Here is a 21,954-nt window from a genome sequence, read left to right on the forward strand (position 1 = left end):
CGACCTAACTAAATAAGCTTTTAACATAATTCAATTGTTTATTTTTATCTATTTGACTTCCTGCTGATTTTGGATGCCCACCGCCTCCAAATTGTTTTGCAAATACTCCTAAATCTATATCTTTAATACCTCTATAGCTTATTGTTTTATCACCAATTAGCACTATAAAATCTAACTCTACAAACTTTTCTGCTAGGTAATTTCCTAGTTCAGATATATATTGGTCTGCAAATACAATACCAACCTTATAATTCTGCAAGTCTTGTTTTAACAGTTCTTTGGATTTCTTTTCAAAATAAACTTGTTTTTTATCTTTATCAAGCTCCAGTAATAGCAAATCAGTTTCATCAAATTCAAACTTGTTTTTTGTTTCAAGTTTTTTAATTATCTTATTCACAAATTTTTCTTTACCATATAACCCCAAAAGATTACTTAGTTGACCTGACATTTCATTGTTATAAATAGTTTTCCATTCCCAAGTGTCATATTGTCTTACTAGCTCTACAAACTCTTTTAAACCTTTATAATTAACAGAATCATCTTGTTGTAGAACATTATAAAATAAACTTGTTCCTGATGTTTTACCTAATTCATTTTTCGTAATTACATTACACCACCAATATTTATCAAGTTCCATAGCTGTAGGATGATGGTCTATAAGAGTAAAACTCTCGCATAGATTAAATCCTTCTTTGAAGTTATCAGGATGAGTATTCTCTATTAGTTCAGCTAATTCTTGATTTATTGATATATCAGTTATATAAACATGGTTATAATTGCTATACTCTTTATTTTCTATAAAATCCTTAACTTTATCATTTATATCATTGTAGCCACAATATTCAACATCAACCTTATTGAATGCTAATAAAGCTAATACAGCACATCCGACACCATCTAAATCGTTATGAGTAAATAATTTTATATTCATTTTCAATCCTCCATTTAATCTTTTATTTAGGTCGTATAATATTCAGAGTCTGCAGCTAACTAAAAAAACTTATTAATCTTTGCTTTATTCCTAATTTACTCTTTTCAGGCTCCGCTACCTTCCTATCCAAATTCTTTTCAATTTCAACGAGATTTTCGCAGCTTGCTTCCAGTTCCATTACCCTATTTTTAAGTTCCTTATTTTCTTGATACAGTTCATCTATAATGTCATTAGCTTCAAGTACTAACCTTGATAATTGCTTTCTTTTCCCCCTACTCATGCTCCTTAACCTCCACTATATTTTTTATAAGCTCTGAGTTTCTGAGGAAATTCTCAGAGCTTTACACATCAAACTTTAATATCTTCCATCCCTAAAATTACATAACCTTCCTTTACAAACTGCTCATCATCAAGCTTGTATACTATCCGCTTAGGTATCCATGCTCCTGTTTTTATTTGCTTAATCGGGTCAAATTCCTCGAGTATCAAAGTGTCACCTACTCGATAATTCCTATCGTTTTTTCTAACTTCAAACTGCTTAATTCCGCTCCTAACATCTTGAAAGAATTGAGTCCAGGTTTTTAAATAATGTACATTTTCTCCGCATACCAAACTTTTACCCATACCTATCTCCCCTTACTTTTAAATTCAACCTTTCGTTTTAAACTCTATTTCTCCCTTATTCCAAACCATTCTAGAACTTGTATAAATATTATTTAAAACTCTCATAATATGCTCTATTCTCCCCTTTAATGTTGTCTGTTTAGTTTTTGTAGCCTGCTCTAGTTCACGTACCTCTATTAAGATATTGCTCCATCTTTCATATTGGGCAAGGGCATTTTTATGTAACTTATATGCCCTTGCGTACTCTGTATCCTGAAGTGTATTAAACTCATTAACTAGATTTATATAGTTCTGAGCATCTTGATTATAGTCTTCCATACTATCACCTTGTCCTTTTTAAAGCTTCTCAGCCATTTTTTCAATAACACCAGTAACCGCTTTTTTATATTTCTCTTTAACTTCATCTTCTTCTATTTCTGACAAGGTACCGAGTAGTGATTTAAAGTTCTCAACCAATTCATTAAAGTATACCGAAAACTTAACAACTGGCTGGCTATTACTGGCCACTTTTTCTCTAAGCTCTTGAAGTTCTTTTTCAACTTCTTCAGGAATCTTTTCAATAATCTCTGGAGAAGTTACCACTTCTATAGGCTTCTCTTTAAGCTGTTTCTCCAATTGCTGTATTTTATCACTTGCATCTAATAGCTTGTACTCAGCTTCATAAAGGCTTGCTTGAAGCTTTTCAACACCCTCATTATTTCCGGAAGCTTGAGCCTTAGCTAACTGCTCATTTATTTCATTAATATGGGTTCTAAGGTTTTCAATTTCAACCTCTCTATTGGTTAGTTCATCTTTATTTTTATCTTTAAGTTCCTCTAATTCTTTTCTTAGCTTTTCTACATTCTTGGAGTACTTTTCATTGGATTTTTCCAGCTTATTATAGCTTTCCGAAACAGTTTCCCATGCTTTATGCTCTAGTTCTGCTTTTTTCTCAGCAGCTTTTAACTTATCTTCCAACTCCTGCTTTTCTTTTATCACTTTTTGAAGCTCCCTAGTGGACATATCTTCAACATTATTTTCTTTTACAAATTCCTCCCGCTCCTTTTCTGGTATCTCCAGCAAAGCTATAGCCTGGGAATAGCTTAAAGTGGCAAACGCTTGCGACTTTGAATTGTCTCCAAGAAGTGTAATTTGCTCTGAGCCATATTCATTAAATATCCTCATAAGGTTGTTAGCAGTTCTTTGAGAGTAATCAACAGACTCCTTTAACCACTTCCCCCACTCTCCATGCCCTACAATTTCCTTCGCTTCTACTAAACGTCTTCCAATCTCTATACTGTTATAGAGGACCATCTTTCTAGTCTGCTCTTTTATGTTATTAATCTCCGCTGCTATTAAATCTGGAGTTCTTGTTATTGGATTTAAACCACTTTTTATAATTTCAGACACAATATCTCCTCCTATGCTGGTACTGATATTTTGATTTTTTTCTTACCTAATTTTTCAGCTTTAAAAACTTCAATAAACATTTTAACTTCCTCATCTGGCATGCAGTTTCTTTTCCCATGAACCTGCCTTATCTCATCATCTTTTATTTCTACTGTATAGTAAGGTTTATCAGGTTCTGATATTTTCCTTAGAAGAAATATATTTGTTTCTCCCTTTGCATAAGGTTTAATATAGTTAGTTGCTACACAATGATTTAATGTCTTGCCCTCTAATATTAATTCCTCTGTACCTTCAGCCGCTCTAATTACTAAATCCTTATATTTAAAGTAATATTTTTCATTTAATGCTCCTACACGTCTAGATATTTTTTCATTTGATATTTTATCCGCTTTTACTTTAACTTGCTTCATTGTATTTTGATGGAGTTTATATACATCCTTTGGGTATAAAACATGATCTGAATTTAAATCCATTTCTAAATCGATACAGTTTTCTATGTAGTCACTCCATGTAGTAGTTACAGAGCCTTTAGCTACATAATGTTTTTTATATTTTTCATACTGTTTTTCAATATATTTAACAGCCTTTCTCATTGAAGTGTATTTTAAAATATGTTTCAGCTTTTCAAAATAAAATTGGTATTCAATTTCTATCTCTTTAACCTCTTTAGGAGAAAGTATTGATTTATCTTTCACCTGCAATTGATATAAACTAAGAAAGAAAGGTGTTATATTTTTATTTGAATTTATAATGTCCTTTACATCTTTTCTAGGTAATCTAAGCACCTTAAATATGTCTTTACCTCTATAATTTAAGCAATTATGCATCTGTCCGCCTTTTATTTTAGTTTCAACTATATCCTTAAATCCCATTTTGTATAGCTGCTCTAACCACGGATATTTTGTAAATTCATCAAATACTTTTACTGTGCTATGGTAGCCTTGAAGCAGCTCTTTAGGAATATATTGAAACCTTGTATCCTTTGTGGCTTCTTCAATGCTTTCACGTGATATATAACACATTTTAGGAGCAAACCACCCTTGATTAAAGTCAAAGACGCTTTTTTTCTCGTCCCACCTTGCCCCTTGAAAATAACTGTTATTAAACTTTAGCATTTTACTCTTTTTATCTTCAAAGATATAAATTGCTTCAAGCAAGAATTCAGTTACTGGATTTTTATAATCTGCTGTGTAGTCCCTTGACACATAATATCCCTTACAAACTACAGCACTAGGATTTTTTATGGATTTTTCAAAGTAATAGAAACAAGCATCATTCCTGCAGTTTTTTCTACCATAGCGGCTTTGCTTTACCTGTAAATTCGCTCCACATTGTGGGCAAATTCCACTTGCATTATGCTTATAATTTTGACTTAACTCATATTCTTTATGACACTTAGTACAATGCCCTTGGTAAATTCCATTTACCTTTTCAATAAATAAATATTCCCTTTCTCCAAACACTTCATCATCAACGAACTTTTCTATTTTCTCCGTTATTTCTTTAGAAATATGGCTGGTATATTCCTCATACATTTAAATCACCTCACCTTATAGAAAATCTTCTAAACTCACATCAAAATCTATATCTTTTTTAGGCTTCGGTTCTATATTTTCTACCGGTGCATGAGAAGGTTCTATCTCTGGAGTTATAGCCGCTTTGTCTACATTATCCTTTATTCCAAAATACTTTAATACTATTTCAAAGCCTTCCTGGTCCGTAAGCATAGCTCTCCCATTAACCGCTTTCTTTCTTGCAACATTAGCCATCTCATTAATGCTTTTTGCAATTGTCTTATCTTCAGCTAATATCTTTTCCGCTGCAGCTGGATATCTGTTAACATGCTGTAGTAAAAATTCTCCTATAGCTTTTACATAAGGATCCTTAGTTTCTTTATTCATTTCAGTTTTTAACTTATTAATTGCTTTAACAATCATTCTTTTACACCTCTCTATTTTTAAGCAGAATTACCGCTCCTTAATAAACTTTCTTAATATGCTTGTCCTAACATTAACTATATAGACTACCCTTACAGTAACTTACCATCTCCAAGATAGCTTAATATTGTCTTTGAAGCTTCTTCCCATCCTCTGCAAACTACTGCGTAATACCCTTGTGAATTTAAAGCTTCTAACCAATGGTCCTGATTTTCTGTAGTACTGTTACCTTTTTTCTTTTTAAGCTCTATGTATAGTCCATAAAAGCCATTGCGTGCTACTGGCAGATGAATGTCTGGCACTCCTGCCTTTACCCCTTCAGCTTTTAATCTTTTGGCTGTAGTAATGCTTCTCTTCCCTCCATTAGGGATATGATACATAAGGGCTAACTCTGGATACTTTCCCTCTTCATACATAGCCCATCTGAATAGACATATTTGCTCTACGCTTTCACTTGGTACTGGCAGCTTACTTTTTCCCATAATACCCTTCCTTTCTTCTTGTTGATAACTTGTGTATAACTTGTTAGTAATTTGTGTGTATCTTCATTCTAGTCTCCTCAATTTTAAATATATGGACCACCCTGTTATGTCGTTATATTCAGGTCTGAACCCATAATAATCATTTGTAAGAGTCCACCCAGGATATTTCTTTTCCCAATATGCTCTATCAGGCATTTCTTTACATATTCTTTCAACTTCTCTTTTGCTGTACCTATAATCATTAGTTCGAGAATAAGGCTTTTTCAAATTCTGTGATGAACTCCATCGCTTTTTTCTATTAGTGAACTTTGTAAGATATCTACATAAAGCCTCAGCTCCATTTTCATCCGGCTGTAGTCTATCTGCATTTATATAACCTATTCTTTCACCTTTTTTTTGACCCTTTTGTTTTCTTTTAGACCAAAGCTCTTCTACGATATCTCTATCAAGACCGCCATTCATAAAAAGGTGATGATGTATTCTTACAGGCTTTTTTTCATCCTTTTCAGTGATGTATTCTGTCACAAGTATATACTTCAAAGGTTCTAAGCCTTCTTTTTTCCTTCTATAGCTGATTCTACGTAAATAGTTTGATATTTCTCTTTCAGCCTCTTCTAACGTTTCCGGTAAGAACTTGTCCTTATATGTTGCAGTAACATGTAAGTCTCTTTCATCAAAATTTGTATTGACAAGCTGTATAAAATATCTTTTAGCATTTTTATCATTCAGGTTCTTCTGCTTCGGTTCACTTTCTTTTCTCTTCTTAGATCTCTTACCTCTTCTGCTTGCTTCTTCTTGAGTCTTTGTATAAGTGTATATATCTACTTCTATATGGTTATCTCCACAATATATCTTTTTCTCCCTTGTGAAAGTCCTCATGTCTTTTCCTTCTTCTCCCTTCTATCAAGTAAGGAGTATATAATTTATAACCTATCCTATTCTTTTATATATTTATATCTATCTCTATTATCTAGTTATAGATATTTTTAGATTATAAGTATTTTATAATATATATAATTAAATAGTATCGTTATAATATTAATACCCTATACAAGCCCTAAAAGCATTGATTTAAGTCCATATTTTATTGACCTTCACCGCTTTAATTTGATATAATGGAGATAGGATTTTTTTAAAAGCGATGAACTTTTAGGAAAACGCTTTACATCTATCTTCGCCGGATATATGTAAAGCGTTTTTGTTTACTACTTTTACTGCTTATAATAATCACATCAATTAATTGTTATCCTCCTGCTTGTCCAAAGTTATCTCTTATTAAAATCTTCTATGGTTAATATTTTTCCTGTGCTTCTATGAACGAAAGTATATTTTTTATTTTCTCTCTTAATCCTTAAATAATCATCTGAGTTATGTCCCTGTGCCTTTAATAACACCTTCTCATACATTGTTGGTCTTTTACCGCTTCTCAAGTTTTCACTTCCTTTTTCTACGAATTTTTTAATGCTGACATTTTTTTATACATTTCTTTATTTATCTCTAAATCTAACTCTTGGCTCTTAGCTACCTTTACTGGATTTGATAAATTGGATAAGTCTTCATCAAGACATATAATGACATAGAGTTCTTGTCTTAACTGTTCAAGCATGTCCAATCACTCCTTTTTTAGCTTTCTAATCCTTTACACTTTATCTGTTCTATTTTCAATTTAACTGCGTATAATAAACTGTGAAGTATTTGCATTTCACCGAAAAATAGTTTTTTATAAAAGGCTTCATTCAGCCTTCTATAAAAATTCCCTATTAATCTTTCATTTTGATTTTTAAAATAGGCTCTAATGACTCTTTTGTTTCTTCAAGAAAATCAGCTATAAAATCAAGCTGTGAAGCTTCCTGAGAAAAACCTTCAATAATCACATCTATAACTTTATTCATAACTTCTAATTTTTTATTTTCAGTAACAACATTAATCTTATTCATAACTGTTACCTCCTAAGAGCTATCAACTTCTTGTACCCCCTTGTAGTTAATGCTAGAATTCTGTTGAAAGGGGTGAATTTTAAATGAACTTTAATTTTCTACAATCAGATACATTTAAAAATCTAACAGGTTTAGTCTCAATTGTAATAACCTATAGCGTTGCAAGATTTAACCTACAAACTCCACGCAAAGTGGAAGCTAAAAAACAACAACTACAAAATGTGTACCTTCCATTATTTAAGCTAATTGAGCCACATATTTATAAAGATATCTCAAATGAATTCGCCTTAACTTTGGTAGAAAAAATGAATTCTTTTATAGATTCTTATTATGAATTCATAAACCCAAATTTAATACATATTTTTAGAAAGCTTGAAGCTAATGTCGTATTAAATAAAAATTTTTTTGAAGAATATCAATCCTTTTGCTCTGTAGTTGATAAAGACTTTGAAAAACTAAGAAAGTCCTTATTCTTACCTACCAGAGGAATTATTTATAAGATTAACACTAGGCAATTTCCTAAGGATACACAAACTCTAATAAGTGAAATAGCAAGACTCTTTCTTAGTTTAATTTCTAAAATTATTTTGCTTTTATCAACAGCCTTTGCTTTTGCTTTTATTACTAGTGTGATATCCAAACTAAAAGTGTTATTTTAATCATCCACTGCAATTAAAGCAGCAAATATAACACAAGAAACTATTAAATACTTTCCTAAACCATCAACCGCATTAAATCCTAATACTGTACAAAGTGTAATATATACTACTAGATTAATTAGGTTCAATCCGATTAGTTTAAACAAATAGTACATTTAATCACCCTATTCTCTCGTAAAATTTACTGGTTAACTTGGGCACTATTTAATATTATGCTTGCTCCTGAAATGGTACTTCAGGAGCAACTACTTCCTTTTTTAATCTATCAAACAAACTAGAAAAAACTCTTTCTGTCTCTACATCATGTCCTGAAAGCCACAATAAGTATCTTTTATCTTCATCAGATAACTCTATGCCTTTAAAGTTTTCAGCAAGTCTAAAATACCTTTGCTTCTGCCATTCCCCAACATTGTTAAATTTATATTCAAATGTGTTTTCAAACAACTTTATGACCTCTTTCCGCTTTCAAATTCTAACCTAAATTGCTGCTTCTTCCTGCTTAAATGGCATTGTAAATATCCCTATATCCAGAGCGTTTTCTTTTATATACTTTTCTACATCTTCATCTGTATATATCCCATATTCATTTAGGTATTTCCATGTTTGCTCTAGTCGCTCTCTTCTTGCTTCTGGGTTTTCTCTAAGCTCTTTACGAGTGTATTCCTTATATTCCATGGCTACCCTCCTAATTATTGTTTTGAATTTTTAACAAAATACTTTCAAATATTTCTTTATCATAAGTGAAAACTTCATAGTCACCGTTCTCTTTCATTTCAGCAACTCTATCTTCCACAAGCTCTTTAATCCAATTTAATTCTTTTTCTTCAAAACTAATATTCATATCATTATCGCCCTTCTCGCTAATTGGTATTTTGTGTATTCGTCCTTTATGTGGTAAAATCTTCTTGAGCCTGAACCATCCTCTAGTGATAGGAGGTGATACTATTGAGTAAAGAAGAAATTGCTAAAGAACTTACACTTGCTGCTATAAATAACAAATTGATAACTGTTAACACAAGTAAATTTGACTCATACGTTGAGTATAGTGAAAAAGTTGCTGAGAATGTTGCCGCATTCTACAACAAACTTATGGAGCAATTAGATGTTAGAGAATAGCATTCAATAATTGTGCTACTTCACACATTGTTTCTATATTTTTTCTACATTGTTCAGGCTCGGTTTTCTTATTCTGTTTATTCCAGTCATCTAAGAGCTTAATGTTTTCCATTAAAATATCTACTACATTAACAAGTTTTTCTCTATTTTCTTTTGATACAGGTTTCACCATCTTCACCCCCTTCCGCTACCTTAATATCTATTCCTTACCACCTTCTTTCTCTAAGCTGGGTGCTTTGAAGTTTTATTATTTAACAGCTCATATCCCATAGCCATAATAAACATTGTGTTTTTCTGCTCTTCTGTTAACTTGCTGAATATTTCCGCCATTTCCTTTGCATCTGCTTTTTTCTTTTGAAATGAAGATTTATTTTCTGACATCTTATCACCTCCTTGTTTATTTATCGGATTGTCTATATTATATTATAGATAATCTATAAAGTCAATATAGATTATTAAATTTTTATATAGACAATCCGATTTATTTATTTTATAATTAAATCATCATTTATAGATGGGGGTGATAAAATGAATGAAAATAGTTTCGATGATATTCGTGACAGAATACGTTATTTAAGAGAAGAAATTCTTAAAATTAAGCAAAATGAAATGTCTGTAAAGCTGGGTTTAAAACAAGGTTCTTTATCCGACATTGAAAGAAAAAAGACTAAAAATGTGACAGATAGAGTTATAAACGATATTTGCCGTGAATTTTTAGTCAATGAAGATTGGTTAAGATATGGAACTAAGCCTATACTCATCGAAAATGACTCTACTATACTGGATGAACTAGCTTCAGAATATAAACTCAATCCAAGAGATATGAAATTCTTCCAAACTTATTTAAATCTTACTCCAGAACAACGAGAAGCTCTAACGGAATTTTCTATTAACTTCGCTAATGCTGTAGCTAAAGATGAAACTGCAGCCACGAATACTGAAGAAACAGTAACTACTAAAGAATATAAATATAGTATTGTAGCTGAAGAGTCTGGGGAATACTTAGATGATTCCATAAGAGCAGAAGTAGAGGCGTTTACCGCTGAACTTCTAGCTACCAAAAAAGGGAAAATATCATCAGCTTTAGAGCAGCAAGACGAAAAATTAGCTTAAAAGGAGGTATGTGCTAATGTCTTTAAATCCAATAGACAATAAAATATACACCTATGAAGATTACTTAAACTTTAAAGATACTGAACCTATTGAGATTATAGATGGGAGAATCTTAGCAATGTCACCAGCTCCAAGCAGGATACATCAGAAAATCATTTTAAAGCTTTCTACATCAATAGAGAATTATATTCAATCTAACAATGGAGAATGTGAAATTTATCCCGCTCCTTTCGATGTAATCTTGAAAAATGATGATGAAGATGTTACCTATAGTAAAAATATTGTTCAACCAGATATATCAGTTATATGTGATAAAAATAAGTTAACTGATAAAGGCTGTGTTGGTTCTCCTGATATGATAGTTGAAGTTATATCTCCTTTTAATCCTAGTAATGATTATGTAAGAAAGCTAAACCTATATGAACAATTTAAAGTGAAGGAGTATTGGATTGTAAATCCCATGGAGAAAAATGTTTTAGTATATACTTTAACTGACAATGGTTATAATGCTCCTAAAGTATATTCTTTTAGCGATAAAGTTAAGGTTAACATCTATGATAATTTAGAAATAGACTTTAACTCACTAAATCTTTTATAAAGCTTCTTAATAGGATAATAACCTCATGTGTTCTAACATGGGGTTTAAAATTTAATAAAAGAAAGGAATTGTAAAATGAAAAAAGCAGCATTATATGTCAGAGTTTCGACTCATTTTCAAATAGATAAAGATTCTTTACCGCTTCAAAGGCAGGATCTTATAAACTATGCTAAATATATTCTTGGAATTGACGACTATGAAATATTCGAGGATGCTGGATATAGTGGAAAAAACACAGCTAGGCCTGCATACCAGGATATGATGAGTAGAATAAGGGCTAAAGAGTTTTCTCATCTTCTGGTGTGGAAAATAGATAGAATATCTAGGAACCTACTTAATTTTTGCGATATGTATGAAGAGATAAAAAGGTATGGAGTTGTATTTGTAAGTAAGAATGAACAGTTTGACACTTCCTCTGCTATGGGTGAAGCTATGCTTAAAATAATCCTAGTATTTGCAGAACTTGAAAGGAAGCTTACCGGTGAAAGAGTAACCTCTGTTATGCTTTCCAGAGCGGAAAAAGGACTATGGAATGGTGCTCCTGTACCTCTAGGTTATAAATGGGATGCTGAAAAGAAATTCCCTGTTCCTGATGAGGAGGAAGCTCAATCTGTTAGACTTATTTATAATAAATACTTAGAGGTAGAATCAACTTCCGCTTTAACTCAAATATTAAATGAATTAGGAGTAAAAACTAAAAGAGATGGTACCTGGACCACAAAAACCATAAGCGACATTATTCGTAACCCTTTTTACAAAGGTACCTATAGGTATAACTACAAAGAAAGTGCCAGAGGTAAAAAGAAGAATGAAAAGGAATGGGTATTAATAGACAATAACCATGAAGCTATTATTCCATTGGAGCTGTGGACTGATTGTAATAAAATAATGGATAGAAATGCAGAAAGAAACAATGCAATCTTTAGGAAGAATTTTAAAATACATATCTTTGCCGGATTAGTTGAATGTGGTGAGTGCAATAATAGCTTTTATGCTAAACAGGATAAACCTAATATTGATGGTTTCAGACCTTCTCTTTATACATGCTCTGGCAGATATCAGCACTTAGGCTGTTCCCAAAAAACCATCAGCGATAAAGTTATTGGAACACTTGTCTTTAATTTTATAATTAACCTATTAAATATTTATAAAAATAAGAAGAGCATTAGTGTAAATGAGGTTGAATCCAATCTTCTTAAAGGAACCCCTTTTAAAGATGTATACGGCATAGAAAGTGAATGTATAGACCAAATACACTCTGCTTTAAATATTCCTAGTAAAAGAGTTCTAAACGCAAAATTAGAAGATGAAAATAAAAGTAATGATACTAATTTAGAATATGAGAATTTAAATAAAGAAAAAGTAAAATTTGAAAGAGCTTTAAGCAGGCTCGAAGATCTATTTCTCTTTGATGAAGCTGGCATGTCTGAAAAGGATTATATTTTAAAGAAAAATAAAATAAATGAAAAACTCAAAGAAATACATGACAAACTTACTTCCATGGAAGAATCTAAGGACCTAAAAAATAACAAACAAATAAATCTCATAATTAGAAATGAATACTGTATACTCTTAAATTCTATTGCTAAGGATGATAAAATAAATTTCAAAGATATTATTATTAAATTTGGCAGAGAAAATATAAAGGATTTTATGAATGATATTATTGATAAAATAATTGTTCGTGATAGACAAGTACTATCTATATCTTTTAAAAATGGACTAATAGTTAAGTTTATATATAAGGCTTAACCATTGGTATTACTACACTCTTTACACCTTCTTAATTTACACTAACGGGCAACCCCAGGTTTCTATAAAAAAGTTTTTACTTGTTTTTTTCATATCTAGTTCTTTATACAATTGCTTCACCTCATACTAATACAACTTATTTTTTTAATTTTTCTATCTCTCCCTGTTTACCTTAACAGTAGAAGATAAAATAGAAAATGAATATTATAACTCTAAATTCAAATTATAATATTGACATCCTACATTATACTATATTTTTTTATGAATATCTATTTTTTATTGTTTTTAGGCAATTTATTTAATACTGAAAGTTATGGGTTATTAACTTTCTTAACTTAGAACTTAAGATTCATATGGAATGGTATACAACAAATCATAAAAATCATTTACTAGAGGCTATAAATTGATGAATGTTTAAAAAATAACAATACTTTTATTTAAAATTCTATAAAAAATATAATTAAACATTGAAATATTGAATAAAAAATTGTATTATTATAAGTGGAGAGGATATTCTACATCAATTCACTGGAATTTGAAAAGGTTTGCAAAGTTATCTGAATAATGACTTTTTTATATCTTTTCAAGCTTCAAATTTCATTAACATAACAGATAAGAAGGAAATTTTGAGTTTTTGTAGAATAGATATACTGTAAGACCTTAAAATATAATTATAATTTTCGGAGGGATTTTATTATGGAAGTACGTTTTTCAGAAAGAGCTAATGGCTTAAAAGCATCAGAAATCAGAGAACTTTTAAAGCTTGCTGAAATGCCAGAAATTATTTCTTTTGCTGGAGGATTACCAGCACCAGAATTATTTCCAGTAAAGGAAATGGAGGAAATTATACAAAAAGTATTAGAAAAAGATGGTAGACTAGCACTACAATATGGTTCTACTGAAGGTATTAAACCTTTAAGAGAGATAATTGCTAAACAAAGAATGGCTCCAGCTGGAGTAAATGTTACAGCTGATGAAGTAGCTATAACATCAGGTTCACAACAAGGACTTGAGTTCTCAGCTAGAGTATTTATAAATGAGGGCGATAAAATAATATGCGAAAGCCCAAGCTACTTAGGAGCAATAAACGCATTTAAAGCATATCAACCACAATTCATAGAAATACCTATGGATGATAACGGTATGAAAGTTGATTTATTAGAAGAAGCATTAAAAGCAAATCCAGACGTTAAAATGATATATACAATTCCAGATTTCCAAAACCCAACTGGAAGAACTATGTCAGATGATAGAAGAAAACGTATAGCTGAGCTTGCTGCTGAATATCAGATTCCAGTAATAGAAGATAATCCATATGGCGACTTAATATTTGATGGAGAAAGACACCCATCAATTAAGAGTTTTGATAAAGAAGGTTGGGTAATATACCTTGGAACTTTCTCAAAAACATTCTGCCCTGGATTAAGAATTGGCTGGGTATGTGCTGCACCACAAATACTAGAAAAGTATATAATTGTTAAGCAAGGTGCTGATCTTCAATCTAGCTCACTTGACCAAAGAGCAACAGCATTATTTATGGAAACTTATGATCTTGAAAAACACATAGAAAGCATTAGAGGAGTTTACGGAAAACGTAGAGACCTTATGATAGAGAGTATTAAACAATACTTCCCAGCAGATGTAAAATACACTTTCCCAACAGGTGGATTATTTACTTGGATAGAATTAAAAGAAGGTCTTGATGCTGCTGTAATATTACAAGAAGCATTAAAAGACAATGTTGCTTATGTTCCAGGTGGTTCATTCTTCCCTAACGGAGGACATCCAAACTTCTTTAGAATGAATTACTCATGCATGACTGAAGAAAAAATAGTTGAAGGTATAAAGAGATTAGGAAAAGTTCTTGCTAAATTTTACTAATACAGGAAATAAATAAAACTACTAAACTCCTCCTTTTAGGTTAAACTATACCTAAAAGGAGGAGTTTGTATGTACGATGTTAAAAATTCAGAACAATTAGTTGAAAAAGAAAAGGATTCCATGAGATGTGATTGTATTGGAGACAGAGCTTATTTTAAGCAAATTCAATATGAATCAATGTTCGAGTTTAAAGCACTTCATATTCCCATTGAAAATATTATAAAATAAAAATTATCACAAGAATTAAGTAATATATAAAAACAGAACTCATTTTTATGTATTTTAAATAAATCTAACTTATATGTTTAATTAAGGTTTGGGGGTTTTTGAGGGTTCTAAACATAATTTTAATGATGTAGTTCTCAAACTTTAAAAAAGATAAGCCTTCGGCATCAAACCAAGGGCTTATCTTTTTAGTTCCCAATTGTATATTTCTCCTATAACCTGGAAACCCACTCTTTTATATAAATTTAAAGCTATATTATTAGTATTCTTAACCTTTATTTTTACAAAGTCAAATCCAGCATCCTTTATTACTTTTAATAAATAACTTAAAAAAACTTTACTATATCCCTTACCTCTATGTTCCTTTAATATTCCAAAGTTAACTATTACAGGTGTATTTTCTTCTATTATTATTTGTCCATAACCAACATATTGACCATCCTTCTTTAAAAATACAGCACCCTTATCAAGATAATAGCTCTGTGCCTCGTCAAAATAAATATCATCTATAGTCAGTGGTAACCTATTATTATTTTTAAAAATTTCATTTTGGATACGACACCTTTTTCCTTCATCTGCTCCCACTTGTAAAGTTTCAAATTGCAGGCTGTGCTCTGGCATCACTAATTTGTTTTCTTCAACATTTAAGCCTAATATAAGTGTTCCTTCTCCTTGAGTAAAACCGATGTTTTCTAAGATTTGAGAGTTAAAGTTATTACTTTCACAATAATAATTTACTAAAGTATTCTTTCTTAAGTTATTGATTAAAGCTTTATAAGGACTATAATCTAGTATATCAGCATTATTGGATGATAAGACATTAAGTGCTTTTATAGAACAATTTTTCTTATCATTCATTTCCGCCCAAATATATCCAATGTATCTAGAATCTTTTATTAGTAGTTTCACTCTTCTTCTTAATAACATACGTTGAGCAAAGTTACTATTGTTATAAACTTTAATAAAGTCTTCATTTAAATTGTTAAAATTATGTCTAAGCTTATTTAAGTCTAAAAGTTTATTAAAATTAGTTTTATTTAATCCTACACATTCAAACATACTTTTTCCCCATCGCTGCAAATTATTATTAGATTTATATTAAATATAAGTATAATTATTTAGCTCATAGAAGTCAATTTTTTACTGATATTCTTTAAGAAAAGATAAGTAATCCTCCAGAAATTTTATTTGTAATTCATTGTATTTAATGAGCTTAGTTAACTTACGCATATATTTAGCTTCATCCCATCCTTTATGTTTTATATATCTTCTTTTACCAAGCTTCCAAAACTTGTGAGGAAAAATAATTAAAGCTAGCATTACTTCTAATTCACTCTTGCTTAATTTATTTACAGAGGCATAGGCATCTATTAATCTTCTAGCTTTTTCAAAATCCCACTGATAGCTTTTCTTGAACATTAGACGCCGTATGAGCTTACCTAAGTCATTTACATGGAGATCAATCATTATACTATCTAAATCTATTATATAGTAGCTGCTGTCCCTTTTAATGATGTTTTGATAATAAAAGCTATCGTGACAGATAGATTTATTTTTGCTGGCTTCTTTTGACAATCTGTAATAATCAGAAGTATTTAAAAAGTTTAAAGATATCATTCCTCTGTAATAGAAGCTATCTATATGACTACTGTAAATTGAGTCAAATTCACTTTTTATTCTTTTTCTATCTATTACTCGTTGGAATTTTTCAAGATCCTGAACACTTGCATTAAATTTTTTAGGCCAATTTATTAGGTTGTTTTTTACTCTAAGTTTGCTTGTATCTATGCTATTAGCAGCTACATGAAATTCTGCTAGTAGCTTTACGCAGTTTAAAGCTTCATCAATATTATTTAAATCACACTCTACCCCGTCTATCCATTCGGTAACATAAAATAGCATTTTTTTATAGCGTACATATACTCTGCCATCCTTTGTTTTATAATACTTTGCTATATTGTAAAAATTTCTTTCAATAAGTTCCTGAACTAAGATGCTGCCATTATTAGGTTTATGTCTTCCATGCTTAATTCTTTTTAAGCAAATGATTCCAGATGTGGTTTCGATCTTATATACACTTCTAACTTTACTACAGCTAATGGTCTGGAAGTCATACTGTTCTAATACTTTGTCTATAGTCTTTCTTTCCTTTTCAGACAACTCTCCTAGATATCTATTACTTATAGCCTCCATATTACTACCTCCATTAGTTCTCTAGTAAAGTATATTATTGTAGGTAGAAATTATTACAAATATAAAAGACCATCGTAAACGATGATCTCCTATATATTTGACGCTTTGACTGATACAGGTTGTTCGAAGATACCTCTTTTAACTTCGGTAGCAGTCATATTCTTAGCATTAAATTTCTCCGTCATATAATTGCATGCATCCCATGGGTTTATCTTGTCGCCACAAGTAAATACGTCTACAGCAGCGTATCCAAGTTCTGGCCAAGTATGAATCGTTAAGTGTGATTCTGATATAATAACAACTCCACTTACTCCTTGAGGGCTAAACTTATGAAAAGCTACTTCCCTCACCTCTGCACCAGCTTTTAATGCAGAATCAACCATTATTTTTTCTATATACTCTTTGTTGTTTAATATTTCAGAACTACATCCGTAAATTTCTGCTAAAATGTGACGTCCTAATTCATTCATTGTCCGTATTTACCCCCTTGCTTAAAATCATAACAATTAAATTTTATCAAAAATAATCAAAAAGTCAAGATATATCGCTATTTTTTTAAAAATACACATAAAAACTCTGAATATTTAAGTATATCTCTATATTTCTGCATATCTTGTTAAACATTCATAGAAAAATGCGTGCTTTATACTTGATATTACACGCATTTATCTTAAGTATATTACATATTTCTACATCTCTTCTACTTCTTTAATGCTCAATCCTATTTTTTTATTTTCTCTATTCACATCTAGTATCTTTGCTTTTATTTCTTGTCCTATATTAAGTATCTCCTCTGGTTTGTTTATTCTTTTATGGCTGATTTGTGATATATGTACCAAAGCATCTACTCCTGGCTCTAACTCTATAAAAGCTCCAAAATTAGCAAAACGAACGACTTTACCTAAAACTATACTTCCAACAGGATATTTAACCTCTACATTGTTCCATGGATCTTCTATTAGTTTCTTAATTGATAGCGATAGTTTTTTCTTTTCACTATCCACATCTAAAATATATACCTTTAATTTATCTCCTATATTTAGCATATCCCCAGGCTTCTGTATTCTTCCCCAGGACATTTCAGATACATGAAGTAGTCCATCTACACCTTGAACATCAATGAAAGCTCCAAAATCTGTTAGTCTTTTTACTTCTCCATCTACTATAGTATCTTTTTCAAGACCATTCCAAGTTTCTTCTTCCTTTTTATCTTTCTCAACTTTTAGTAAGTTTCTTCTAGAAGCTACTACTCTAGTAGAGTTTCTTTCAGTACTAAATTCAATTATTTTTACTTCTAACTCTTTATTTATATATTCCTTTAAATTGTCTACATGAAATAATTCTATATGTGATGCAGGAATAAATACTCTTACTCCCTTATAACTTGATACTAATCCGCCATTTACTGCATCTTTTACCGTTACTTTTAGAACCTCATTATTATCCTTTAACTCTTTTAGCTCTTTATAGGCATTTTCTCTTTCGATTTCAATTCTGGACAATACTACATAGCCATCTTCATTTTTTCTCTTTATAATTTTTACTTCTAGTTCACTTCCAACCTGAACCAACTGAGCTAAATCTAAATTTTCATCCTTAGTCACTTCATTTTTAGGAAGGATACCATCTGCTTTATATCCTATATTTAAAAAAGCTTCTCTTTCGTTAACTAATATTACTTTGCCTTTTATTAACTGTCCAACTATTATCTTGTTGTCATTTTCCTCCATATAAGCCAATTGTTCATTTACTTCTAAATCCTTGTTATCACTCATTTTTAAAATAGCCTCCTTTATTATCCAATCAGGTGTTGATGCACCTGCAGTAATACCTATTTTTTTAGTCTTATTTGCTTTTATTATAGAGTCAGGTATTTCACCTGAATTTTCAACATGTATAGTGTTAGAACAATTTGATTTACATATTTCATATAATTTTGTAGTATTGGAACTATTACGTCCACCTATTACTAACATCATATCTACATTTTTGGAAAGATCTTCTGCAGACTTTTGTCTATATTCTGTGGCACTACATATTGTATTAAAGGCAATGAACTCTTTACAGCTTCTAACAATAATGTTTAAAACCTTCTCCCAATTTGATTGTTTTTCTGTAGTTTGAGATACAACACATAACTTGTTAGGAAGCTTTTGTAGGTTAGAACCATCCTTAGATATAATAGCCTTATCATCACACCAACCATTTATACCTATAACCTCCGGATGATTTTCATCGCCTACAATTAACACTGAATATCCCTGCTCATAGTAGGTTCTTACCTTCTTCTGTATATTAGATACATATGGGCAGGTAGCATTAACTACAGTTATTCCTTTTTCCTCTAGAAACTTAATTGTTCTCTCTGAGACACCATGAGAACGTATAATAACTACGTCTTCTTTACTTAAGTTAGATAAGCCATCCATCTCAATAGGGTATATGTTATTTTCTTTCAAGTAGGTTACAACATCATTATTATGTATTAACGGTCCTAAGGTATATATCTTCTTATTATACTTTTTTTGCGTATTAATAGCTTCTTCCACCGCTCTTTTTACTCCAAAACAAAATCCAGCTTTATCTGCTAATGTAACTTTCATATATATTCACCTTCAGTTATTGTTTATATTTATTTATATACTCTCTAATATAAGATGAAATTAGATCTACTACTTCATCTATACATAATTTTGAGGAATCTATCTTTATGGCATCCTCAGCCATTCTTAATGGATTTGTTTCTCTATTGGAATCTATGTAGTCTCTCTTTATTATATCATCTAAAATATTATTGTATTCTACAGCAATACCCTTTTCATTTAACTCATTACATCTTCTGTTAGCTCTTTCTTGTGCACTGGCTGTTAAGAAAAACTTTAGTGGAGCATTTTTAAGGACTACCGTTCCTATATCTCTTCCATCCATAATTACATTATATTTAGAAGCCATCTCTTGCTGAAGTCTAACAAGTATTTCTCTCACTTCAGCAATAGCTGCAAAATTAGATACATTATTACTTACTTTTGGAAGCCTTATTTCTTCGCTTACATCCTCTTCATTTACTACTAACTTATCACCAACGAAGTACATAGTTAGAGAATTAGTAAGGTTACAAACAGCTTCTACTTCTGTATAGGAAATTCCTCTTCGCATACACATTAAAGCTACTGCCCTATACATTGAACCTGTATTAATGTACATTAAATTAAATCTATTAGCTATAATATTAGCTATAGTACTTTTTCCTGCTCCAGCAGGTCCGTCAATTGCCACAGATATATTCAAAAATTTCACTCCGCCTTTCTAAATTGTAAGAATTTTGTATAAGAATATATTCTATAAAAAAAGATAAAATCCTTTATTTTACGATATCATTTACTAAATAAGTCACTTCTTAAATTCTTAGCATTTTTTAAGTATACAAATTCTTTATCTATTTTAGTTACATCTACCAACATTAAAATTCTTATGCATAAAGGCAGAGACGAATCTGTCTCTCCTTCTACGTACATCTCATTAAAATGCATAATAGCAGCATGTTTAACATTAAAAGCTTCCCTTACAAACTTTCCAGGATAAGCTTTAGTTATGTCTTTTGTGCAAGAAAACTCTATAGTTAGTATTTTATCTAGGTCTATATCATTTCTCATTATCATTTCATTAAATAACTCTACTGTTGACTTTTTAATCTCTTCAACAGAATTTTCTGATACAGTTGTAGCTCCTCTCAAGGCTATCATTCACTTTCACCAACCTTTAATCCTGCTAAAAATCCTGTAGACAAAGCTATTTGTATATTAAAACCACCAGTGAATGCGTCTACATCAATTAGTTCTCCTGCAAAATATAAGTTTCTTGTTATTTTAGAAGCCATTGTAGAAGGATCAATTTCTTTTATATTTACTCCTCCAGCAGTTACAATTGCTTCAGCTATAGGTCTTAAACCCTTTATCTGCAAAGTAAAGTTTTGAATAAGATTGACTAAATTCTTTCTTTCCTCCTTAGTAATGGAGTTTACTTTTTTTTCTGCCTCTATTTCGGATAGTCTAACCACTACATCAATGAGCTTCTGTGGTAGAAGATCCACTAAAGAGTTCTTGAAATCCTTATTTATGTACTTAGCAAAATCCTTTTGTAGCCGTTTATCTAGTTCCTCAGAGGATAATGCAGGTTTTAAATTTATAACAGCTTTTAAGTTTTCTTTTTTACTTACAACTCTACTGCCACTTAATACAATTGGCCCTGATATACCAAAGTGAGTAAATAACATTTCACCAAAGTCTTCATATAGTGTTTTGTTTTTACTATCTATTATTCGTAATTGAACATTTTTAAGTGATAATCCTTGAAGTTCCTTTATCCAACTTTCCTTTACTTCTATAGGCACAAGAGCCGGAGTTATATTTGTTATATTATGTCCTAATATTTCTGCAAACTTATGACCCTCTCCACTGGAGCCTGTTTGAGGATATGACATTCCTCCTGTACATAATATAAAATAATCTCCTTTTATTGTGGAGTTGTCTTCCAACTGAACTTCCTTTATAACTCCATCTTCATCTATAAGTTTTTTTACCTTAGAACCTAGTTTTACAGTAACACCTTTTCTAACAAGCTCTTTTTGCAATGCACTTATTATGTCAGAAGACTTATCTGATTGAGGAAAAACTCTGTCCCCTCTTTCTACTTTTAATTTAACACCTAGTCTTTCAAAAAAGTTAATAGCATCTTCATTTGTAAAGGTATATAGAGAGCTATATAAAAAATGAGGATTTCCAGGAATATAATCAAAAAAATCATTAATATCCTTTTTATTAGTTACATTACATCTACCTTTTCCTGTAATGAACATTTTTTTACCTAGCTTGTCGTTTTTCTCGATTAGTATTGTTTTATGTTTGTCAGCAGCGGTTATTGCTGCCATCATACCAGCGGGTCCCCCGCCGATTACTACTACTGTTGCCATGAAGTCACCACCCTATATTGTTAATCCTTCTTTCATATCTATATTATAGTAATATAATAGATTAATTTATTCAATATTTATTTAAAATTAAAAAACGAAGCCTGTGGCTTCGTTCCTATATCCATTTTCATATATTGACCAAAAGGAA

Annotated in this window: 31 protein-coding genes and 1 pseudogene; 7 read left to right on the plus strand and 25 right to left on the minus strand. The window is 30.8% G+C overall.

What is annotated here, in order from left to right; all coding sequences use genetic code 11:
- Positions 1-4: 4 nt before the first annotated feature.
- From N4T77_RS02775 to N4T77_RS02830, 12 genes and pseudogenes are all read right to left on the minus strand, one after another.
- Positions 5-931: a DHH family phosphoesterase gene (locus N4T77_RS02775; protein WP_261670210.1), complete on the minus strand. Its 927-nt coding sequence runs from the start codon at positions 929-931 to the stop codon at positions 5-7.
- Between the two features lie 55 nt (positions 932-986).
- Positions 987-1,211: a hypothetical protein gene (locus tag N4T77_RS02780; protein WP_261670211.1), complete on the minus strand. Its 225-nt coding sequence runs from the start codon at positions 1,209-1,211 to the stop codon at positions 987-989.
- Between the two features lie 68 nt (positions 1,212-1,279).
- On the minus strand, positions 1,280-1,555 hold the full coding sequence (locus N4T77_RS02785) for a DUF3850 domain-containing protein (RefSeq protein WP_261670212.1): 276 nt from the start codon (positions 1,553-1,555) through the stop codon (positions 1,280-1,282).
- Positions 1,556-1,579: 24 nt separating this feature from the next.
- Positions 1,580-1,873 (minus strand): hypothetical protein, encoded by a 294-nt coding sequence (locus N4T77_RS02790; protein WP_261670213.1) that lies wholly within the window; start codon positions 1,871-1,873, stop codon positions 1,580-1,582.
- 657 nt (positions 1,874-2,530) lie between these two features.
- Positions 2,531-2,944 (minus strand): annotated as a pseudogene (locus tag N4T77_RS20260) (DUF3102 domain-containing protein); the annotation flags it as partial.
- An 11-nt stretch (positions 2,945-2,955) separates the two neighbouring features.
- Complete coding sequence (locus tag N4T77_RS02800) at positions 2,956-4,479, minus strand: PcfJ domain-containing protein (RefSeq protein WP_261670215.1); 1,524 nt, start codon at positions 4,477-4,479, stop codon at positions 2,956-2,958.
- Between the two features lie 15 nt (positions 4,480-4,494).
- On the minus strand, positions 4,495-4,881 hold the full coding sequence (locus N4T77_RS02805; RefSeq protein ID WP_261670216.1) for a PcfK-like family protein: 387 nt from the start codon (positions 4,879-4,881) through the stop codon (positions 4,495-4,497).
- 92 nt (positions 4,882-4,973) lie between these two features.
- Entirely contained in the window at positions 4,974-5,363 is a 390-nt protein-coding gene (locus N4T77_RS02810; protein ID WP_261670217.1) for a VRR-NUC domain-containing protein, read from the minus strand.
- A gap of 63 nt (positions 5,364-5,426) precedes the next feature.
- Positions 5,427-6,242, minus strand: coding sequence for a hypothetical protein (locus N4T77_RS02815; protein WP_261670218.1), 816 nt, complete (start codon positions 6,240-6,242; stop codon positions 5,427-5,429).
- Between the two features lie 386 nt (positions 6,243-6,628).
- Positions 6,629-6,793 (minus strand): DUF6906 family protein, encoded by a 165-nt coding sequence (locus tag N4T77_RS02820; RefSeq protein ID WP_261670219.1) that lies wholly within the window; start codon positions 6,791-6,793, stop codon positions 6,629-6,631.
- Between the two features lie 17 nt (positions 6,794-6,810).
- Positions 6,811-6,969 (minus strand): Spo0E family sporulation regulatory protein-aspartic acid phosphatase, encoded by a 159-nt coding sequence (locus N4T77_RS02825; protein WP_261670220.1) that lies wholly within the window; start codon positions 6,967-6,969, stop codon positions 6,811-6,813.
- 154 nt (positions 6,970-7,123) lie between these two features.
- A complete protein-coding gene (locus N4T77_RS02830; protein ID WP_261670221.1) occupies positions 7,124-7,300 on the minus strand; it encodes a hypothetical protein in 177 nt (58 codons plus the stop codon).
- 83 nt (positions 7,301-7,383) lie between these two features.
- On the opposite strand from N4T77_RS02830, the gene N4T77_RS02835 reads away from it, so the two are divergent.
- The gene (locus N4T77_RS02835; RefSeq protein WP_261670222.1) at positions 7,384-7,959 is read left to right on the plus strand and encodes a hypothetical protein; all 576 of its coding nucleotides are present in this window, start codon (positions 7,384-7,386) and stop codon (positions 7,957-7,959) included.
- Here N4T77_RS02835 and N4T77_RS02840 read toward each other — a convergent pair.
- Genes N4T77_RS02840 through N4T77_RS02855 form a run of 4 tightly spaced genes read right to left on the minus strand, consistent with a single transcriptional unit; the run spans position 7,956 to position 8,800 of the window.
- Entirely contained in the window at positions 7,956-8,114 is a 159-nt protein-coding gene (locus N4T77_RS02840; protein WP_261670223.1) for a hypothetical protein, read from the minus strand. The two genes, N4T77_RS02835 and N4T77_RS02840, sit on opposite strands and share 4 nt — an antisense overlap.
- Before the next feature lie 55 nt (positions 8,115-8,169).
- Entirely contained in the window at positions 8,170-8,403 is a 234-nt protein-coding gene (locus tag N4T77_RS02845) for a hypothetical protein (RefSeq protein ID WP_261670224.1), read from the minus strand.
- 33 nt (positions 8,404-8,436) lie between these two features.
- Positions 8,437-8,634 carry a hypothetical protein gene (locus tag N4T77_RS02850; RefSeq protein WP_261670225.1) on the minus strand — a complete coding sequence of 66 codons (198 nt, stop codon included), beginning with the start codon at positions 8,632-8,634 and terminating at the stop codon, positions 8,437-8,439.
- 10 nt (positions 8,635-8,644) lie between these two features.
- Positions 8,645-8,800, minus strand: coding sequence for a hypothetical protein (locus tag N4T77_RS02855; protein WP_261670226.1), 156 nt, complete (start codon positions 8,798-8,800; stop codon positions 8,645-8,647).
- A gap of 104 nt (positions 8,801-8,904) precedes the next feature.
- Between N4T77_RS02855 and N4T77_RS02860 the strand changes: the two genes are divergently transcribed.
- Positions 8,905-9,075 (plus strand): hypothetical protein, encoded by a 171-nt coding sequence (locus tag N4T77_RS02860; protein WP_261670227.1) that lies wholly within the window; start codon positions 8,905-8,907, stop codon positions 9,073-9,075.
- Here N4T77_RS02860 and N4T77_RS02865 read toward each other — a convergent pair.
- Entirely contained in the window at positions 9,065-9,247 is a 183-nt protein-coding gene (locus tag N4T77_RS02865; RefSeq protein ID WP_261670228.1) for a hypothetical protein, read from the minus strand. The two genes, N4T77_RS02860 and N4T77_RS02865, sit on opposite strands and share 11 nt — an antisense overlap.
- Before the next feature lie 50 nt (positions 9,248-9,297).
- A complete protein-coding gene (locus N4T77_RS02870) occupies positions 9,298-9,456 on the minus strand; it encodes a hypothetical protein (RefSeq protein ID WP_261670229.1) in 159 nt (52 codons plus the stop codon).
- A gap of 147 nt (positions 9,457-9,603) precedes the next feature.
- Here N4T77_RS02870 and N4T77_RS02875 point away from each other — a divergent pair, with 147 nt between their 5' ends.
- The 5 genes from N4T77_RS02875 to N4T77_RS02895 all read left to right on the plus strand — a co-directional run bounded on the left by N4T77_RS02875 (position 9,604) and on the right by N4T77_RS02895 (position 14,647).
- Positions 9,604-10,188, plus strand: coding sequence for a helix-turn-helix domain-containing protein (locus N4T77_RS02875; RefSeq protein ID WP_261670230.1), 585 nt, complete (start codon positions 9,604-9,606; stop codon positions 10,186-10,188).
- 16 nt (positions 10,189-10,204) lie between these two features.
- Entirely contained in the window at positions 10,205-10,786 is a 582-nt protein-coding gene (locus N4T77_RS02880) for a Uma2 family endonuclease (RefSeq protein ID WP_261670231.1), read from the plus strand.
- Positions 10,787-10,861: 75 nt separating this feature from the next.
- On the plus strand, positions 10,862-12,538 hold the full coding sequence (locus N4T77_RS02885; protein ID WP_261670232.1) for a recombinase family protein: 1,677 nt from the start codon (positions 10,862-10,864) through the stop codon (positions 12,536-12,538).
- Positions 12,539-13,234: 696 nt separating this feature from the next.
- Positions 13,235-14,419 carry a PLP-dependent aminotransferase family protein gene (locus N4T77_RS02890; RefSeq protein ID WP_261670233.1) on the plus strand — a complete coding sequence of 395 codons (1,185 nt, stop codon included), beginning with the start codon at positions 13,235-13,237 and terminating at the stop codon, positions 14,417-14,419.
- Positions 14,420-14,488: 69 nt separating this feature from the next.
- A complete protein-coding gene (locus N4T77_RS02895) occupies positions 14,489-14,647 on the plus strand; it encodes a hypothetical protein (RefSeq protein WP_261670234.1) in 159 nt (52 codons plus the stop codon).
- Positions 14,648-14,824: 177 nt separating this feature from the next.
- On the opposite strand, the gene N4T77_RS02900 is transcribed toward N4T77_RS02895, so the two are convergent.
- The 7 genes from N4T77_RS02900 to N4T77_RS02930 form a co-directional block, all read right to left on the minus strand.
- Entirely contained in the window at positions 14,825-15,703 is an 879-nt protein-coding gene (locus tag N4T77_RS02900; RefSeq protein ID WP_261670235.1) for an N-acetyltransferase, read from the minus strand.
- Between the two features lie 81 nt (positions 15,704-15,784).
- Positions 15,785-16,837, minus strand: a complete 1,053-nt coding sequence (locus N4T77_RS02905; RefSeq protein ID WP_261670236.1) for a CotS family spore coat protein — start codon at positions 16,835-16,837, stop codon at positions 15,785-15,787.
- Positions 16,838-16,926: 89 nt separating this feature from the next.
- Positions 16,927-17,307, minus strand: a complete 381-nt coding sequence (gene speD / locus N4T77_RS02910; RefSeq protein WP_261670237.1) for an adenosylmethionine decarboxylase — start codon at positions 17,305-17,307, stop codon at positions 16,927-16,929.
- Positions 17,308-17,526: 219 nt separating this feature from the next.
- Positions 17,527-19,440, minus strand: a complete 1,914-nt coding sequence (locus N4T77_RS02915; RefSeq protein ID WP_261670238.1) for a bifunctional 4-hydroxy-3-methylbut-2-enyl diphosphate reductase/30S ribosomal protein S1 — start codon at positions 19,438-19,440, stop codon at positions 17,527-17,529.
- 16 nt (positions 19,441-19,456) lie between these two features.
- Entirely contained in the window at positions 19,457-20,125 is a 669-nt protein-coding gene (gene cmk / locus N4T77_RS02920) for a (d)CMP kinase (protein WP_261670239.1), read from the minus strand.
- Between the two features lie 86 nt (positions 20,126-20,211).
- Complete coding sequence (aroH, locus tag N4T77_RS02925) at positions 20,212-20,580, minus strand: chorismate mutase (RefSeq protein WP_261670240.1); 369 nt, start codon at positions 20,578-20,580, stop codon at positions 20,212-20,214.
- Positions 20,577-21,806, minus strand: coding sequence for an NAD(P)/FAD-dependent oxidoreductase (locus N4T77_RS02930; protein WP_261670241.1), 1,230 nt, complete (start codon positions 21,804-21,806; stop codon positions 20,577-20,579). The genes aroH and N4T77_RS02930 overlap by 4 nt, the downstream gene beginning before the upstream one ends.
- Positions 21,807-21,954: the final 148 nt, after the last annotated feature.

It is taken from the genome of Clostridium sp. CX1, from assembly GCF_025398335.1.
In the GTDB taxonomy this organism is placed as follows: Bacteria; Bacillota; Clostridia; order Clostridiales; family Clostridiaceae; genus Clostridium_AM; species Clostridium_AM tanneri.